At 65.4% G+C, this 16,238-nt stretch carries 15 protein-coding genes; 6 read left to right on the top strand and 9 right to left on the bottom strand.

From position 1 onward, the window contains the following. The first annotated feature begins 452 nt into the window (after positions 1–452). The 6 genes from HZZ13_RS26195 to HZZ13_RS26170 all read left to right on the top strand — a co-directional run bounded on the left by HZZ13_RS26195 (position 453) and on the right by HZZ13_RS26170 (position 7,439). Complete coding sequence (locus tag HZZ13_RS26195; protein WP_197962386.1) at positions 453–1,013, top strand: F0F1 ATP synthase subunit delta; 561 nt, start codon at positions 453–455, stop codon at positions 1,011–1,013. Continuing rightward, positions 1,013–2,542, top strand: coding sequence for a F0F1 ATP synthase subunit alpha (gene atpA, locus HZZ13_RS26190; protein ID WP_197962385.1), 1,530 nt, complete (start codon positions 1,013–1,015; stop codon positions 2,540–2,542). Before HZZ13_RS26195 ends, atpA begins: the two co-directional genes overlap by 1 nt. A 177-nt stretch (positions 2,543–2,719) precedes the next feature. Further along, entirely contained in the window at positions 2,720–3,595 is an 876-nt protein-coding gene (locus tag HZZ13_RS26185) for a F0F1 ATP synthase subunit gamma (protein WP_197962384.1), read from the top strand. Positions 3,596–3,629: 34 nt separating this feature from the next. Further along, positions 3,630–5,072 (top strand): F0F1 ATP synthase subunit beta, encoded by a 1,443-nt coding sequence (atpD, locus tag HZZ13_RS26180; protein ID WP_197962383.1) that lies wholly within the window; start codon positions 3,630–3,632, stop codon positions 5,070–5,072. Between the two features lie 109 nt (positions 5,073–5,181). Continuing rightward, positions 5,182–5,589 carry a F0F1 ATP synthase subunit epsilon gene (locus tag HZZ13_RS26175; protein WP_197962382.1) on the top strand — a complete coding sequence of 136 codons (408 nt, stop codon included), beginning with the start codon at positions 5,182–5,184 and terminating at the stop codon, positions 5,587–5,589. Between the two features lie 161 nt (positions 5,590–5,750). Continuing rightward, the gene (locus tag HZZ13_RS26170; RefSeq protein WP_197962381.1) at positions 5,751–7,439 is read left to right on the top strand and encodes an adenylate/guanylate cyclase domain-containing protein; all 1,689 of its coding nucleotides are present in this window, start codon (positions 5,751–5,753) and stop codon (positions 7,437–7,439) included. Between the two features lie 319 nt (positions 7,440–7,758). Here HZZ13_RS26170 and HZZ13_RS26165 read toward each other — a convergent pair whose 3' ends face one another. The 9 genes from HZZ13_RS26165 to HZZ13_RS26125 form a co-directional block, all read right to left on the bottom strand. Continuing rightward, positions 7,759–8,259 carry an RNA pyrophosphohydrolase gene (locus tag HZZ13_RS26165; RefSeq protein WP_197962380.1) on the bottom strand — a complete coding sequence of 167 codons (501 nt, stop codon included), beginning with the start codon at positions 8,257–8,259 and terminating at the stop codon, positions 7,759–7,761. A 106-nt stretch (positions 8,260–8,365) separates the two neighbouring features. Then, entirely contained in the window at positions 8,366–8,872 is a 507-nt protein-coding gene (locus HZZ13_RS26160; protein WP_197962379.1) for an RNA pyrophosphohydrolase, read from the bottom strand. A 75-nt stretch (positions 8,873–8,947) separates the two neighbouring features. Continuing rightward, positions 8,948–10,168: a divergent polysaccharide deacetylase family protein gene (locus HZZ13_RS26155; protein ID WP_197962378.1), complete on the bottom strand. Its 1,221-nt coding sequence runs from the start codon at positions 10,166–10,168 to the stop codon at positions 8,948–8,950. 143 nt (positions 10,169–10,311) lie between these two features. Continuing rightward, the gene (locus tag HZZ13_RS26150; protein WP_197962377.1) at positions 10,312–11,673 is read right to left on the bottom strand and encodes a S41 family peptidase; all 1,362 of its coding nucleotides are present in this window, start codon (positions 11,671–11,673) and stop codon (positions 10,312–10,314) included. After that, positions 11,670–13,061 (bottom strand): murein hydrolase activator EnvC family protein, encoded by a 1,392-nt coding sequence (locus HZZ13_RS26145; protein WP_197962568.1) that lies wholly within the window; start codon positions 13,059–13,061, stop codon positions 11,670–11,672. Before HZZ13_RS26145 ends, HZZ13_RS26150 begins: the two co-directional genes overlap by 4 nt. A 32-nt stretch (positions 13,062–13,093) precedes the next feature. Then, positions 13,094–13,576: a 23S rRNA (pseudouridine(1915)-N(3))-methyltransferase RlmH gene (rlmH, locus tag HZZ13_RS26140; RefSeq protein WP_197962376.1), complete on the bottom strand. Its 483-nt coding sequence runs from the start codon at positions 13,574–13,576 to the stop codon at positions 13,094–13,096. 109 nt (positions 13,577–13,685) lie between these two features. Beyond that, positions 13,686–14,042, bottom strand: coding sequence for a ribosome silencing factor (rsfS, locus tag HZZ13_RS26135; RefSeq protein WP_197962375.1), 357 nt, complete (start codon positions 14,040–14,042; stop codon positions 13,686–13,688). A 208-nt stretch (positions 14,043–14,250) separates the two neighbouring features. Beyond that, positions 14,251–14,895: a nicotinate-nucleotide adenylyltransferase gene (locus HZZ13_RS26130; protein WP_197962374.1), complete on the bottom strand. Its 645-nt coding sequence runs from the start codon at positions 14,893–14,895 to the stop codon at positions 14,251–14,253. A 19-nt stretch (positions 14,896–14,914) separates the two neighbouring features. Further along, the gene (locus HZZ13_RS26125; RefSeq protein WP_197962373.1) at positions 14,915–16,210 is read right to left on the bottom strand and encodes a glutamate-5-semialdehyde dehydrogenase; all 1,296 of its coding nucleotides are present in this window, start codon (positions 16,208–16,210) and stop codon (positions 14,915–14,917) included. Positions 16,211–16,238 lie beyond the last annotated feature (28 nt).

Raw genomic sequence — 16,238 nt, 5'->3', positions numbered from 1 at the left:
CTTACGAATACTGTAAAGCGAAGTCATCGCCGCGAACGTTTAGAATTCGATAAGTATTCGACGTGTGGAACTGGGAGGAACGGATTCACGCCTCAGCGATCCGTGTTCATGGCGGCTATGCGCTGATGGCAGGAACCAATGGAGGGCGCCGCGCAAGGGCTTGGTGCCAATTTCCGCGACGTGGGAGGGCGCCGCCTCAGCTCGTCTCTCCGCGCCCGGGTGTGTCGCGAGGCTGCGACGAACTGGCGAGCGAACCTCATGCCTTTAATTTGGCGTCATGTTGCACCTGCGCGCCCGCTATGTTAGCAAAGCCGCGATTTTAACGAGCCCGGCACCTCCCGTGCTGGTCGAAAATCGAAGTCCCGCTTGAATTCCAAGGGCTTGGATCGCTAGGCGCCGCTTCGTGGCGACGGTTTTTCCCTTGCGAGTTTGACAGCAAAAAGAGCGCGTCTGTGGCTGCAGAAGATACGTCCGTTTCAGGTGTGTCCGGCCGTTATGCAACGGCCTTGTTTGAACTGGCCCGCGACCACAACGTGGTCGACGCGGTCAAAGCCGATCTCGACAAATTCGATGCCCTGCTGAACGAGAGCGCCGATCTGAAGCGCCTCGTCCGCAGCCCGGTGTTCGCGGCCGACGCTCAGTCCAAGGCCCTCTCGGCCGTGCTGGACAAGGCCGGTATCGTCGGCATCGCCGCCAACTTCCTGAAAGTGCTGACCGCCAACCGCCGCCTGTTCGCGGTGGCCGACGTCATCCGCGCCTACGGCGCGCTCGTCGCTAGGTTCAAGGGCGAGACGACGGCCGACGTCACCGTGGCGGAAGCGCTCTCGGACAAGAATCTCGATGCCCTCAAGGTCGCCCTGAAATCGGTGACCGGCAAGGATGTCGCGCTGAACGTGAAGATTGATCCCTCGATCATCGGTGGCCTCGTCGTCAAGCTGGGCAGCCGCATGGTGGATGGTTCGCTTCGCACCAAACTCAATTCGATCAAGCACGCGATGAAAGAGGCAGGCTGATGGACATCCGCGCCGCGGAAATTTCCGCGATCCTCAAGGACCAGATCAAGAATTTCGGCCAGGAAGCTGAAGTCTCCGAAGTCGGACAGGTGCTGTCCGTCGGCGACGGTATCGCCCGCGTCTATGGTCTGGACAACGTCCAGGCCGGTGAAATGGTCGAGTTCGAGAACGGCACCCGCGGCATGGCGCTGAACCTCGAAACCGACAATGTCGGTGTCGTTATTTTCGGTGCCGACCGCGAGATCAAGGAAGGCCAGACCGTCAAGCGCACCCGCGCCATCGTGGACGCGCCGGTCGGCAAGGGCCTGCTCGGCCGCGTCGTCGACGCGCTCGGCAACCCGATCGACGGCAAGGGTCCGATCCAGGCCGACAAGCGCATGCGCGTCGACGTCAAGGCGCCCGGCATCATTCCGCGCAAGTCGGTGAGCGAGCCGATGGCGACCGGCCTCAAGGCCATCGATGCCCTGATCCCGATCGGCCGCGGCCAGCGCGAGCTGATCATCGGCGACCGCCAGACCGGCAAGACCGCGATCGCACTCGACACCATCCTGAACCAGAAGCCGCTCAACGCGCAGCCGGACGAGAACATCAAGCTGTACTGCGTCTACGTCGCGGTCGGCCAGAAGCGTTCCACCGTCGCGCAGTTCGTGAAGGTGCTGGAAGAGCAGGGCGCGCTCGAATATTCGATCGTCGTCGCCGCCACCGCCTCCGATCCGGCGCCGATGCAGTACATCGCGCCGTTCACCGGCTGCACCATGGGCGAGTACTTCCGCGACAACGGCATGCACGCGGTCATCATCTATGACGACCTGTCCAAGCAGGCCGTCGCCTACCGCCAGATGTCGCTGCTGCTGCGCCGCCCGCCGGGCCGCGAAGCCTATCCGGGCGACGTGTTCTATCTGCATTCCCGCCTGCTCGAGCGCGCGGCGAAGCTGAACAAGGACCAGGGCTCCGGCTCGCTGACGGCGCTGCCGGTCATCGAAACCCAGGCCAACGACGTGTCGGCCTACATCCCGACCAACGTCATCTCGATCACCGACGGCCAGATCTTCCTGGAAACCGACCTGTTCTTCCAGGGCATCCGTCCCGCGGTGAACGTCGGTCTGTCGGTGTCGCGCGTGGGCTCCTCGGCGCAGACCAAGGCCACCAAGAAGGTCGCCGGCAAGATCAAGGGCGAGCTCGCGCAGTACCGCGAAATGGCGGCGTTCGCGCAGTTCGGCTCCGACCTCGACGCCTCGACCCAGCGCCTGCTCAACCGCGGCTCGCGCCTCACCGAGCTGTTGAAGCAGCCGCAGTTCTCGCCGCTGAAGATGGAAGAGCAGGTCTGCGTGATCTGGGCCGGCACCAACGGCTATCTCGATCCGCTCCCGCTCAACAAGATCAAGGCGTTCGAGGACGGCCTGCTCTCGCTGCTGCGCGGCAAGCACGCCGACATCCTCAACGCGATTCGCGATAGCCGCGATCTCTCCGACGACACCGCTGCCAAGCTGAAGTCGGCGGTCGAGGGCTTTGCGAAGAGCTTCGCGTAAGTAACGCCGTCATGGCCGGGCTAAAGCGCGAAGCGCGTCTTCGCAATTGAAGTCCCGGCCATCCACGCCTTGCCGCGTGGAGACGAGTGCGTGGATGCCCGGGACAAGCCCGGGCATGACGACTGGGATAGGCTAGCGGCTTGATCGTCAGGGTCGAACCGCCGGGGTGAACGAAGAATGGCGTCACTTAAAGACATGCGCGTCCGCATCGCCTCCACCAAGGCGACGCAAAAGATCACCAAGGCCATGCAGATGGTCGCCGCCTCCAAGCTGCGCCGCGCGCAGACCGCCGCGGAAGCGGCGCGTCCCTATGCCGACAAGATGAGCGCGGTGATCTCCAACATCGCCAGCGCCGCGGCGGGCTCGCCCGGCGCGCCGGCGCTGCTGGCCGGCACCGGCCGCGATCAGGTTCATCTGCTGCTGGTCTGCACCGGCGAGCGCGGCCTCTCCGGCGCCTTCAACTCCTCGATCGTGCGCCTGGCTCGCGAGCGCGCCCTGGCGCTGATCGCGCAAGGCAAGGAAGTGAAGTTCTTCTGCGTCGGCCGCAAGGGCTACGAGCAGCTCCGCCGCCAGTTCGACAAGCAGATCGTCGAGCATCTCGATTTGCGCAGCGTGCGCCAGCTCGGCTTCGTCAACGCCGAGGACATCGCCAAGAAGGTTCTGGCGCGTTTCGACAACGGCGAGTTCGACGTCTGCACGCTGTTCTACTCGAAATTCAAATCGGTGATCGCACAGGTCCCGACCGCCCAGCAGATCATTCCGCTGGTCGTCGAGGAAGGCGGCGCGAACGGCAGCGCGACCTCTTACGAATACGAGCCGGAGGAGGACGAGATCCTGACGCGCCTGTTGCCGCGCAATCTCGCGGTGCAGATCTTCCGCGCCCTGCTCGAGAACAACGCCTCGTTCTACGGCGCGCAGATGTCGGCGATGGACAACGCCACCCGCAATGCCGGCGAAATGATCCGCAAGCAGACGCTGGTCTACAACCGCACGCGTCAGGCTCAGATCACCAAGGAACTCATCGAAATCATCTCCGGCGCAGAAGCAGTCTGACCGGACACGAAATTCGGATCGAAGGAGACAGTAAATGGCTACAGCAGCCACACAGATCGGTCGCGTTACCCAGGTCATGGGCGCCGTCGTCGACGTGCAGTTCGAAGGCCACCTGCCGGCCATTCTCAACTCGCTGGAGACCAAGAACGGCAACAACCGCCTGGTTCTGGAAGTCGCGCAGCATCTCGGCGAATCGACCGTCCGCACCATCGCCATGGACGCCACCGAAGGTCTGGTGCGCGGCCAGGAAGTGACCGACACCGGTCAGCCGATCTCGGTTCCCGTGGGTGACGGTACGCTGGGCCGCATCATGAACGTCATCGGCGAGCCGATCGACGAGGCCGGTCCGATCAAGTCGGAAGGCATCCGCGCCATCCACCAGGAAGCGCCGACCTATACCGACCAGTCGACAGAAGCCGAAATTCTCGTCACCGGCATCAAGGTCGTCGACCTCCTCGCGCCCTACGCCAAGGGCGGCAAGATCGGCCTGTTCGGCGGCGCCGGCGTCGGCAAGACCGTGCTGATTCAGGAGCTGATCAACAACGTTGCCAAGGCGCACGGCGGTTACTCCGTGTTCGCCGGCGTCGGCGAGCGGACCCGCGAGGGCAACGACCTCTATCACGAGTTCATCGAGTCCAAGGTCAACGCCGATCCGAAGAACCCGGATCCGAGCGTGAAGTCGAAGTGCGCGCTGGTGTTCGGCCAGATGAACGAGCCGCCGGGCGCCCGCGCCCGCGTCGGCCTGACCGGTCTGACTGTCGCCGAGCACTTCCGCGACCAGGGCCAGGACGTGCTGTTCTTCGTCGACAACATCTTCCGCTTCACGCAAGCCGGTTCGGAAGTGTCGGCGCTGCTCGGCCGTATTCCGAGCGCCGTGGGTTATCAGCCGACGCTCGCCACCGACATGGGCGCGCTGCAGGAGCGCATCACCACCACGCAGAAGGGCTCGATCACCTCGGTGCAGGCCATCTACGTGCCGGCCGACGACTTGACCGACCCGGCGCCCGCCACCTCGTTCGCGCACTTGGACGCCACCACGGTGCTGTCGCGCGCGATCTCGGAAAAAGGCATCTATCCGGCGGTCGACCCGCTCGACTCGACCTCGCGCATGCTCTCCCCGCTGGTCGTCGGCGAGGAGCACTATGCAGTCGCCCGTCAGGTCCAGCAGGTGCTGCAGCGCTACAAGTCGCTCCAGGACATCATCGCCATTCTCGGCATGGACGAGCTTTCGGAAGAGGACAAGCTGACGGTGGCCCGCGCCCGCAAGATCGAGCGCTTCCTGTCGCAGCCGTTCCACGTCGCCGAAGTCTTCACGGGATCGCCGGGCAAGTTCGTCGACCTCGCCGACACCATCAAGGGCTTCAAGGGCCTGGTGGAAGGCAAGTACGACCACCTGCCGGAAGCTGCCTTCTACATGGTCGGCACCATCGAAGAGGCGGTCGAGAAGGGCAAGAAGCTGGCGGCGGAAGCCGCCTAATTCTCGGTGTCATTGCCGGGCTTGACCCGGCAATCCATCGCGAAAGAGTTTTGATGGATGGACCCGCGGGTCAAGCCCGCGGGTGACAGGCAAAGCAAGCGGAAACACCATGGCCACCTTCCACTTCGATCTCGTCTCTCCGGAAAAGCTCGCCTTCACGGGCGAGGTCGATCAGGTCGACATCCCCGGCGTCGAGGGTGACTTCGGCGTGCTGGCGGGACACGCGCCGGTCGTGGCTGCGATCCGGCCGGGCATCCTCACCATCACCACCGGCGGCCGCCACGAGAAGATCATCGTGCTCGGCGGCCTTGCCGAAGTCTCCGAAAGAGGCCTGACCGTGCTCGCCGACGTCGCGACCTCGCTCGCCGAGCTGGACCGCGCCCAGTTCGCCGAGACCATCGCGGAGATGGAAGAGAACCTGAAGGAGCATGAGGGCTCCGAGCTCGATCAGGCCATCGAACGGCTCGATCACTTCAAGAGCATCCAGCACCAGCTCAGCTCCACGGCTATGCACTAAGCCCCGGGGCACCGCTCCGGGGCTCGAACAAGACATTCCTGCAAAGGAATTCCTGAACAGGTTCAGCGCTCGTCACCGACCGTTGCGGGCGCTGAAACTTTGTTGCACCGCGCCGGAGATGGCGGCATTCTGCGCTCGCGGATTGTTCCGGGGGCCGGCAGATGAAACGCAAGATCGCAGCGATTTTCGCAGCCGATATTGCCGGGTATTCGAGGCTGGTCGCGGAAGACGAAGAGGAGACGCTGCGGCGTCTCGCCTCCTATCGCGAGGTCGTCGACGATTTCATCGCCAAGGCCGGCGGGCGCATCTTCAACACGGCGGGCGATGCCGTGCTCGCGGAATTTCCGAGCGCGGTGGATGCGGTGCGCTGCGCGATCGACATCCAGGAAAGCTTGCGGACCCGCAACATGGCCTATCCGCCGAGTCGGCAGATGTCGTTTCGCATCGGCATCACCATCGGCGACGTGGTCGAGCGCGACGGCGATCTCTTAGGGGATGGCGTCAACATCGCCGCGCGCCTGGAGGGGCTCGCCGAGGTCGGCGGCATCTGCGTCTCCCGCGCGGTGCATGAGCAGGTCGTCAACAAGCTGTCGGTTCAGTTCGCCGATATCGGCGCGCAGGAGGTCAAGAACATCCCGACGCCGGTGCACGCCTATATGGTGGCGATGCGGCGCGAGGACGGGACTTACGCGACGCCGCAGGTGAAGAAAGCGGCCGCCAAAGTGGCCGCGGCACCGGTGTGGACGTGGCCGCTGGTCGTTGCGGTGGTCTCGGTCACCGGCATCGGCGTTACCGGCTTTCTCTACAACACGAAGCTCAAGCAGACCGCGAGCGTCGCGGCCACGCCGACGGCGGCACCGAGCGCAACGCCAAGCTCAATGTCGAGTGCAATGCCAAGCGCGACTCCGACCGCGGCTGCCGCAGCACCGAGCCCGATGCCGACTCAAATGGCCAAGGCGCCGATGGCTCCGTCAAGTGCCAGCGCCGCGACGGCGCCGATACCGGCGCCATCGGCATCCCCGATGTCAGGCAAGTTCTCCGCCGATAGCGTGCCCTTCATCAACGAGCGCGTGCGCAACTTCCTGGCTGGCGACTATTCCGCCGCCGGCGACTACAAGGCGTTCGCACTCAATGTCGGCGGCTTCACCGGCTCGGCATTGAACCAGCCGAGCGAAGAGGCCGCGCGCAACGCGGCGATCGAGCAGTGCCAGAAGCGCGCCGACGCCGCGCAATCGCCGCGGCGCTGCGAGATCTATGCGGTCGGCAACAACGTGGTCTACCCGCACGGCAAGCCGCCGATGCCGCCGCAGCCCTGGGTGCGCCATGATGCCATGATCGAGCGGCCGTTCGCATCGAAGGATTTTCCGATGGTGCGCGAGCCACAGAAAGTGCGGATCGAGAACATGTTCGTGCCCGCGGCGAAATCCCGCTCGGTCGCCCTCGGCCCGGGCGGACAATATTTCATGGTGCTGGGCGCCTCGTCCGCCGACGATGCGGCGCGGCGGTCGCTGGAATCGTGCGGCGCGATCGCCGGCACCGCGTGCATGGTGGTCGCGATCGACGACAATTTCGTCGTGCCGATCCCGACCCTGTTCAGGATCACCGGCTTCTTCAATGCCGCGTCCAACGCCTCGATCGTGGCAGAGGCGCGCGGCGAGGTCGTACGCAAGCTCGGTGACGCCGCGGGCTGGAACGCCGTCGCCGTCGGCACGTCCGGCCGCGCCGGCCTCGGCCTCAAAGCCGCCGACGAGCAGACCGCCGTCAACTCCGCGCTCGCCGATTGCACCAAGCGCGACAGCGATTGCCACGTCATCGCCATCGGCCCGTTCACGGTGGGCCCGATTAATTAAGGCGCGCCAAATGAGGCTTGATCGCGCAACGACGGAAGTCCGCTCCCTCTCCCGCTTGCGAGAGAGGGTTGGGGAGAGGGGGCTTCCGCAATGGGACAATCCCCAAGAGGAGAAAGCCCTCACCCGGCGCTGCGTCATAGCCGAGGCTTTGCCTCGGCGTCGTTTAAGATGACGGCCGCCAAAGGCGGCCTACGCCTCTCCCGCAAGCAAGCGGGAGAGGTTGGCGTCCGTGGCCCCGCCGCCGATCGTGCTCCGTCGCAGATTTTTCTCTCTACGTCTCGAACACTTCGCTACTGTGCATGGGGTTGTTTCCGAGAGTTCAGCTTGCGAGGTGCGCAAACTCTCGCGCCACGGCGCGGTAGACCTCGCGGCGGAACGGCACCACGAGGTCGGCGACACGATCGAGGTGCTCCCAGCGCCAAGCGTCGAACTCGGCGGGCTGGCCGTTGCGCGGGGTCAGCGGATCGATCTCGTCATCCTTGCCGGTGAAGCGCAGCGCGAACCATTTCTGGCGCTGGCCGCGAAACTTCGCCAGCCGATGCGTCTGCGGTCCCTCGTAGGGCGGGAATTCATAGGTGAACCAGTCGGTCTCGCCGAGATAGTCGGCACTGACGACGTTGGTCTCCTCCCAGAGCTCGCGCATCGCCGCATCGCGCAAATTCTCGCCCTCGTCGACACCGCCCTGCGGCATCTGCCAGTCGAGCCCCGGCAGGATGATCTCGGGCCCGTCGCCCTTGAAGCGATGGCCGATCAGCACGCGGCCGTCGGCGTTGAACAGGGCGATGCCGACGTTCGGGCGGTAGGGTTTGTCAGTGGTCACTTGCGGATATCTCTCGTCGTCATTCCGGGGCGATGCGAAGCATCGAACCCGGAATCTCGAGGTCCCGGGTTCGATGCTCCGCATCGCCCCGGGACGACAATAGAGATTATTGTTCCGCCAGCGCAGAAAATTCCTGCACCACGCGCTCGTAGACCGGGCGCTTGAACGGGATGATCAGCCCGGGCAGATTCTTCATCGACTCCCAGCGCCAGCTCACGAACTCCGCCTTGTGGCCGCCACCGCCGGGATTGGCGACGTTGATCTCGCTGTCCTTGCCGGTGAAGCGCACCGCGTACCATTTTTGGCGCTGGCCGCGGTAGCGGCCCTTCCAGGCGCGCCCCGCAACGGTGCGCGGAATGTCGTAGGTGAGCCAATCCGGGACTTCGCCGAGCCGTTCGACCGAGCGCACGCTGGTCTCCTCGTAGAGTTCGCGCTTGGCCGCTTCCCAGGTGTCCTCGCCGGGATCGACCCCGCCTTGCGGCATCTGCCAGACATGGGTGTCGTCGACATGCTCGATGCCGCCAGCGCGGCGCCCGATGAACACCAGTCCCTTTGGATTGATCAGCATCACACCGACGCAGGTCCGGTAGGGCAGATCCTCGTAACGCGCCATTCCGCCAGACCTCTTGCCTGTTTTTTTGGAAGGCATGCCGGCCCCGCGAGACCCGTGCCACACCAATTTGTTGATTTAGCTGGATTTTGATTTCAGCATCGCGGTTGTCAATGGCACCAGAAGGATACCTCGGTCGCCCAATGTCTTGGTCCAGGCGCTGATGCGCTCGATCGAGACCGGCAGGGCGGAGGCCGTGCCGACAGCGATGCCGCGTTCGCGCGCCGCCGATTCCAGCTTGTTGAGGGCGCGGTCGATCTCGGTTGCCGTCGGCACCGCGTCGATGGCGATATCGCCCTTGCCGAACGGCACGGCCTGGTTGGCCGCGGCCTGGGGCGCGATGCTGCGCGGCGAGGAGCCGTCGTCGAAGAAGGCGAGACCGCGCTTGGCCGCCTCGCGGATGATCGGCTGCATCGCCGGCTCCGTCGCGATGAAGCGGGCGCCCATGAAATTGGTGAGGCCGGCATAGCCCTGCATCCGGCTGAGGTGCCAGTACAGGCGGTCCATGTTCTGGTCGGGGCTGAGCGAGGTCAGCAGCGTCTGCGGCCCCGGATCGTTGTCGGGGAAGTCGTAGGGCTCCATCGGGATCTGGAGGAAGATCTCGTGGCGCTGCGCCCGCGCCCGCTCGGCGAGCTTGCCGGGGTCGGAGCCGTAGGGCGTGAAGGCCAGCGTCACCGCCGGCGGTAGCTTCATGATGGCGTCCAGGGTCTTGGCGGCGCCGACGCCGAGGCCGCCGATCACGACGGCGACCACGGGCATCTTGGCGGCCTTGGCGCGGTCGGCATCCGCCGCATAGACGTTGAACGGCTTCAGCCCGTCGGTGGCCACCGGGATCATGCCGTAGCGTGATTTCTCCAGCAGCTTCGGATTGATCCCCGCCATGACGGGCGGCGGGCCGGATGCCTCACCCTTGTCCGCAGTCTCGCCCCCGCCGATCACCACGTCGCGGCGGGCGCCGGTGGAGCCGTCGATCATGGTGATGGTCTTCTGCTCGGTGGCAGCGGCCTGCTTCGGCGCTTCCTTGGTCTCGTGCTTGCCGTCCGGCTTGCTCTCTGCGCCGTGGCCGGGCGCGGCCGGTTTCTCGTCTGTGGCAGCGGGAGCGCGGATCGCGAGCCTGGCCAGCGGCTCGCCGCCGAGCGGATCGTTGTTGAAGATGGCGAAGCCGGCAAAGGTAATCAGGAACAGGCCGAGCAGCACGGCGAGCAGCTGCATGGCGGTGAACGGCAGCCGCAGCCGGCGTTTCCGGCGCGGCTTGTCCTGTCCGAGCGGGGCGCTCAGATCATCGGCCGTCTCAGTCATGCGCGATCCCGAATCACTCGCGCCGACGATACCACGCCGCGGTCAAGCGGCGGCAGGCCGGGAGAGGCCGGGGAGCACAGGAGTTCCAAGCAAAAAGGGCGGCTTCAGCAAGCCGCCCTTTGGAGATCGCGCGTGGCGCCGACTTAGTTCGCCGCTTTGGGCCTGTCGGCCGTCGCCTTGTTGTCGCCGCCCGGGGTCGGCGCGGCAGAGGCGCTGTTCTTGATGCCGTGGAGCAGGTCGCCGGCGAGCTTGAGCGCCTTGTCGTCCTTGGCGTCCGGCGGGACGTAGGACTGCGAGCCCGTCTTCTCGTCGCCGTCGTTCTTCAGATGGCCGCGCAGCGAAGCCTCGCCCTTGGTGTCGGTGCGCGACTTCAGCTCGTCCGGCACGTCCTGGAGCACTTCGATATCGGGCACGATGCCCTTGGCCTGGATCGACTTGCCCGACGGCGTGTAATAGCGCGCGGTGGTCAGCCGCAGCGCGCCGTTGCCGCTGCCGAGCGGAATGATGGTCTGCACCGAGCCCTTGCCGAACGAGCGCGTGCCGACGATGGTCGCGCGCTTGTGGTCCTGCAGCGCGCCGGCGACGATTTCCGACGCCGAGGCCGAGCCGCCATTGACCAGCACGATAACAGGCTTGCCCTTGGTCAGGTCGCCCGCATGCGCGGTGCGGCGCTGGGTCTCCTCGGCATTGCGGCCGCGGGTCGAGACGATCTCGCCCTTCTCGAGGAAGGAGTCGGAGACGGTGACCGCTTCCTCGAGCAGGCCGCCCGGATTGTTGCGGAGGTCGATGATGAAGCCCTTGAGCTTGTCGCCGCCGATCTGGTTCGTGAGGTTGCCGATCTCGCGCTTCAGGCCTTCGGTGGTCTGCTCGTTGAAGGTGGTGATGCGGATATAGCCGATGTCATCCTGCTCGACACGCGCGCGGACCGAACGGACGCGGATATTGTCGCGCACCAGCGTCACGTCGAGCGGATTGTCCTGGCCCTTGCGGATGATCTTGAGCTTGATCTTGGTGTTGACCGGACCGCGCATCTTCTCGACCGCCTGGTTCAGGGTCAGGCCCTGCACCGCCTCGTCGTCGAGATTGGTGATGATGTCGTTGGCCATGATGCCGGCGCGCGAAGCGGGCGTGTCGTCGATCGGCGAGACCACCTTGATCAGGCCGTCTTCCATCGTGACCTCGATGCCGAGGCCGCCGAACTCGCCGCGGGTCTGCACCTGCATGTCGCGGAAGCTCTTGGCGTCCATGTAGCTCGAATGCGGGTCGAGGCCGGTGAGCATGCCAGAGATCGCGGATTCGATCAGCTTGGTGTCATCGGGCTTCTCGACATAGTCCGAGCGCACGCGCTCGAAGACGTCGCCGAACAAATTGAGCTGGCGATAGGTGTCCGCGGTGGCGGCTCGCGCGCTGGAGCCCATGAACACCGCGCGCGGCTGGGTCACGAACAGCGTCAGCGCCGCACCGGTGGCGGCGCTGAGGAGGATTACTGAAGTCTTGCGCATCATCCGCGAACCTTCTCGCCTTCATTTGCGGCCCACCATGGGCCTGGATCGATTGGAGTGCCGTCTTTACGGAACTCGACATACAGCACAGGTTGACTCGCGTTCGTGGCGAGAATGGAGGCGACCTGAGAGGTCGACCCCATGGTCGCGACCGGCTCCCCCGTGAGCACAAACTGCCCGATGTTGACCGAAATGCGCTCCATCCCGGCGATCAGGACATGATACCCGCCCCCGGCATTGAGGATCAAGAGTTGTCCATAGCTGCGGAATGGGCCGGCATACACAACCCAGCCATCACATGGCGTCGTGACCTGGGCGCCGGGCTTGGTCGCCAGCGAAATACCCTTCTGAACGCCGCCGACCCCGTCGGAACCGCCAAAGTCCCTGATCTTGTTACCGTTAACCGGAAGCGACAGGAGGCCCTTGGCCGCGGCGAAGGCGATCGCCGGGGTGGTGCGGGACTTGTCCTTGAACGCGCCCGGGCCCTGTTTGGCGCTGGCGGCGGCGTTTGTCGCCGCCTTGGCCTCGGCCTGCCTTGCGGCCTCGGCGGCCTTCTCGGCCGCCTTGGCGGCGGTTTGCAGGTCCTGCTCCATCTTGGCGATCAGCCCCTGGAGATCGCCGACCTGCTTTGACAGCGCGATCGCGCGCGCGCTTTCGGCATCGAGGTCCTTTTCCCGTGCGGACTGCTGACGCTGCCGTTCCTCGATCAGGGCGGTGAGCCGGGTCTGGTCGCTCCTGACCTTGTCGCGGTCGGAGGCGAGCTGATCGCGCTCGGTGGCGATGGTCTTGCGCAAGGCCACGAGCTCGCCGAGCTCGCCCGCGATCTTCTCGGCGCGGCCGCGCAATTCCGGCACGACGGCGCCGAGCAGCATCGCGGTGCGTAAGGATTGCAGCGCATCTTCGGGTCGCACCAGCAGCGCCGGCGGCGTGCGGCGGCCGGCGCGCTGCAAGGCCGCCAGCACCTCGACGATGTCGGCACGGCGCGAATCCAGCGAAGCGCGCATCTGTTGCTCGCGGCCGTTCAGGTTTCGCAGGCGCGTCTCGGCCTCGTCGATCTTGGTCTCCACGGCGCGCACATTGGCGGCGGTTTCGATCAGCTGCTGATTGAGCTGGGTGCGGTCCTGGCCGAGCGCGCTGATCTCGGCCTTCAGCTTGGCCTGTGCTTCTTCCGCGCTTTTTTGCCTCGCGCGCGCGGCCTCCAGCTCCTGCTCGCGCTGCTTGATCGCGTCGGGCGAGACCGCCGCGGTCTGCGGCGGCGGCGCAACTGTTTGACCCTGCGTCTGAGCTTGCGCGAGGCTTGTGTTCGCCTGCGCGAGGCTTGTGTTCGCGTGCGCGAGGCTTGCGCCGGCGACGCCGGTGATCAGCAGCAGGTTGAGGAGCGGCGCTCGCATCGTGTCGGCAAAGGTGCTCGTCGTGGCGCGCATCATGCGCGGTGATAGGGATGGCCGGCCAGGATGGTGGCGGCCCGATAAAGCTGTTCCAGAAGCATGACGCGGACCATTTGGTGCGGCCAGGTCGCAGAGCCGAACGCGATCGCGAGCTTGGCCTTACGGCGCAATTCGGGCGAAAGTCCGTCCGCCCCTCCGATCATGAAGATAGTATGTCCGGCGCCCTCGTCGCGCCAGCGCGCCAGATGCCGTGCGAATACGGTGGAGTCGAGATTCTGGCCGCGCTCGTCAAGCGCCACCAGGATCGCCTTGTCAGGAATATGCGCCGAGATCGCCGCGGCCTCTTCGGCCATCCGTGTCTGCGCGTCGCGCGCGCGGCTTTCGGGAATTTCGTGGATGCCGAGCTCGCGGAATCCAAGCTTGCGGCCAGCCTCCTCGAACCGCTCGAAATAGCGGTCGGCAAGCTCCCGTTCGGGGCCCTGCTTCAGTCGGCCCACCGCAATGACAGCAACACGCATGATTTTTGGAGTCGCGTTGACAAGACCGCGCGCAACAAGCACGCGCACGACGCTAGCATGCGCGTCAGCCGATTCGAAATCGGCCAGTGAGCCTATATCGCCGTCGAGCCTAGATCGCCTTCGCCGCCCCTGGGCCCTGCGTGTACAACCTTTCGAGGTTGTAGAACTCGCGGACCTCGGGTCGGAACACGTGCACGATCACGTCGCCGGAATCGATCAGCACCCAGTCGCAATTGGGCAAGCCCTCGACATGGATGTTGTTGATGCCGTTTTCCTTGAGGCTCTTGGTGACGTTTTCCGCGATCGCGCCGACGTGCCGGTTCACCCGGCCGGTGGTGACGATCATGTAGTCGGAGTACACCGATTTGCCGCGAAGGTCGATGGTGACCGTCTCTTCCGCCTTCATGTCCTCGAGGCGGGAGAGGATCAGGCTCAGCGTCTTGTCGGCGTCGGGTTGCGCCTTCAAGGCCGCAGCTTTGGTCGATGTTTTACGCGTAGGCTTGGCAACCTTGGGTAAAACAGGCTTGGACAATACAGATGCGGTCAGGGACCATTCCTTTCACTGTATCGCGAACGCCGAATCCGGCGCCCACTGGTTACACTACATCATGTGGGGTTAAGGGTTTCAATATGCCAGAGAGCCCGTAGTCCACACCATGTCCGCACACTTCGTCTCACTTCGTACCTTTCCAGCTCCCGTCCGGGTTCCGCAAGCCAGTCGAGGAGAGATTCAGCTTCAATCCGGTCAGGAACACCCAGGCCGGTGCCGGCCGATCTGCAAGCAGGGCCGCCTTGTTCTCGGGCAGACGGTAGCGCGATAACGCCTGGGCTGCGGGCGAGCCGAGCGCGCGAAAACTCTGCGGCGGACGATCGATCACTGCCATCGGCACCTGGGCGGCGATGCGCCGCCAGTCCTGCCAACGATGGAATTGAGCGAGATTGTCGGCGCCCATGATCCAGACGAAGCGCAAGCCAGGGAAGCGGCGGCGCAAGGTGTTGATCGTGTCGATAGTATAGCGGGTGCGAATGACGGATTCGAGACAGCTCACCTCGATGCGCGGATCATCGGCGACCTCGCGCGCGGCCTGCATGCGCCCGCCGAGCTCGTGCAGCGTGCCGTTCTCCTTGAGCGGGTTGCCTGGCGTGACCAGCCACCAGACGCGATCGAGCTGCAATCGCTTCAGCGCGAAGCGGCTGATCTCGCGGTGGGCCTGATGCGGCGGGTTGAACGAGCCGCCGAGCAGGCCGATGCGCATGCCCGGCGTCGAGGCCGGAACCGCTTGCGCCACGAAGCGCGGCACGACGAGATTGTTGCTCAATGCGCGCGCCTCGCGACGTCTACGGCCGGGTCTGTCCGGTGCCGTGGACCCGATATTTGAAGCTCGTCAATTGCTCGGCGCCGACCGGGCCGCGGGCGTGGAAGCGGCCGGTGGCGATCCCGATCTCGGCGCCGAAACCGAACTCGCCGCCATCGGCGAACTGCGTCGAGGCATTGTGGAGCACGATCGCGGAATCGACCTCGCTCAGGAACTTGTTGGCCGCAGCCTCATCCGCGCTCACGATGGCATCGGTGTGATGCGAGCCGTGGTTCTGGATGTGCGCGATCGCGCCGTCGACGCCGTCCACCACCTTCGCCGCGATGATCGCGTCGAGATATTCGGTGTTCCAATCTTCGTCGCTCGCCGGCTTGACGCGCGCATCGGCCTTTTGCACGGCCTCGTCGCCGCGCACCTCGCAGCCGGCATCGAGCAGCATCTCGACCAGCGGCTTCAGGGTCTTGTCAGCGGCAGCACGATCAACCAGCAGCGTCTCGGCTGCACCGCAGACGCCGGTGCGTCGCATCTTGGCATTGAGCACGATCGACTTCGCCATGGCGAGGTCGGCGCTGCCATCGACATAGACGTGGTTGACGCCTTCGAGATGCGCAAAGACAGGCACGCGCGCCTCCTGCTCGACGCGCGCGACGAGGCTCTTGCCCCCGCGCGGCACGATGACGTCGATGGCGCCGTCGAGGCCCGACAGCATCATGCCGACCGCGGCGCGATCGCGCGTCGGCACCAGCGTGATCGCAGCTTCCGGCAGGCCGGCTTCGCGCAGGCCCTGCACCAGGCACTCATGGATGGCGCGGCAGGAGCGAAAACTGTCGGAACCGCCGCGCAGGACCACGGCGTTGCCAGACTTCAGGCACAGCACGCCGGCGTCCGCCGCGACGTTCGGCCGGCTCTCGAAGATCACGCCGACGACGCCGAGCGGCACGCGCACGCGCTCGATGGTCATGCCGTTCGGCCGCTGCCAGCGCTCGGTGACGACGCCGATGGGATCGGCGATGCCGCGCACGATGCCGATGCCCTCGGCCATGCCCTCGATGCGCGCCGGCGTCAGCGTCAGGCGGTCGATGAAGGCGGAGGTGGCATTGCCGGAGGCGCGGGCCTCCGCGACGTCCTCGGCATTGGCGGCGAGAAGCGCGGCCGCGTTCGCGCGGATCGCCAGCTCCATGGCTTCCAGCGCCCGGTTCTTCTGCTCCGGCGGCGCCAGCGCCAGCACGCGCGCAGCGGCGCGGGCACGGGTTCCGAGATCGGACATCAGCGCCTGGAGATCGGCATTGCCGTCGACGGCTTTGAGAGGGGCGGCCATGGGGTCAAACCTTCTGCTAAGGCGGTGT

It is taken from the genome of Bradyrhizobium agreste, assembly GCF_016031625.1.
In the GTDB taxonomy this organism is placed as follows: domain Bacteria; phylum Pseudomonadota; class Alphaproteobacteria; order Rhizobiales; family Xanthobacteraceae; genus Bradyrhizobium; species Bradyrhizobium agreste.
Note: the sequence above shows the minus strand (reverse complement) of the source record. Positions and strands in the feature narration are given on the sequence as shown.

Coding starts and splice junctions, on each gene's coding strand:
- HZZ13_RS26125 (WP_197962373.1), bottom strand. CDS start 16,210: ATGGCCGCCCCTCTCAAAGCCGTCGACGGCAATGCCGATCTCCAGGCG.
- HZZ13_RS26145 (WP_197962568.1), bottom strand. CDS start 13,061: ATGCGAGCGCCGCTCCTCAACCTGCTGCTGATCACCGGCGTCGCCGGC.
- rlmH (WP_197962376.1), bottom strand. CDS start 13,576: ATGCGTGTTGCTGTCATTGCGGTGGGCCGACTGAAGCAGGGCCCCGAA.
- atpD (WP_197962383.1), top strand. CDS start 3,630: ATGGCTACAGCAGCCACACAGATCGGTCGCGTTACCCAGGTCATGGGC.
- atpA (WP_197962385.1), top strand. CDS start 1,013: ATGGACATCCGCGCCGCGGAAATTTCCGCGATCCTCAAGGACCAGATC.
- HZZ13_RS26150 (WP_197962377.1), bottom strand. CDS start 11,673: ATGATGCGCAAGACTTCAGTAATCCTCCTCAGCGCCGCCACCGGTGCG.
- HZZ13_RS26185 (WP_197962384.1), top strand. CDS start 2,720: ATGGCGTCACTTAAAGACATGCGCGTCCGCATCGCCTCCACCAAGGCG.
- HZZ13_RS26160 (WP_197962379.1), bottom strand. CDS start 8,872: ATGGCGCGTTACGAGGATCTGCCCTACCGGACCTGCGTCGGTGTGATG.
- HZZ13_RS26175 (WP_197962382.1), top strand. CDS start 5,182: ATGGCCACCTTCCACTTCGATCTCGTCTCTCCGGAAAAGCTCGCCTTC.
- HZZ13_RS26155 (WP_197962378.1), bottom strand. CDS start 10,168: ATGACTGAGACGGCCGATGATCTGAGCGCCCCGCTCGGACAGGACAAG.
- HZZ13_RS26170 (WP_197962381.1), top strand. CDS start 5,751: ATGAAACGCAAGATCGCAGCGATTTTCGCAGCCGATATTGCCGGGTAT.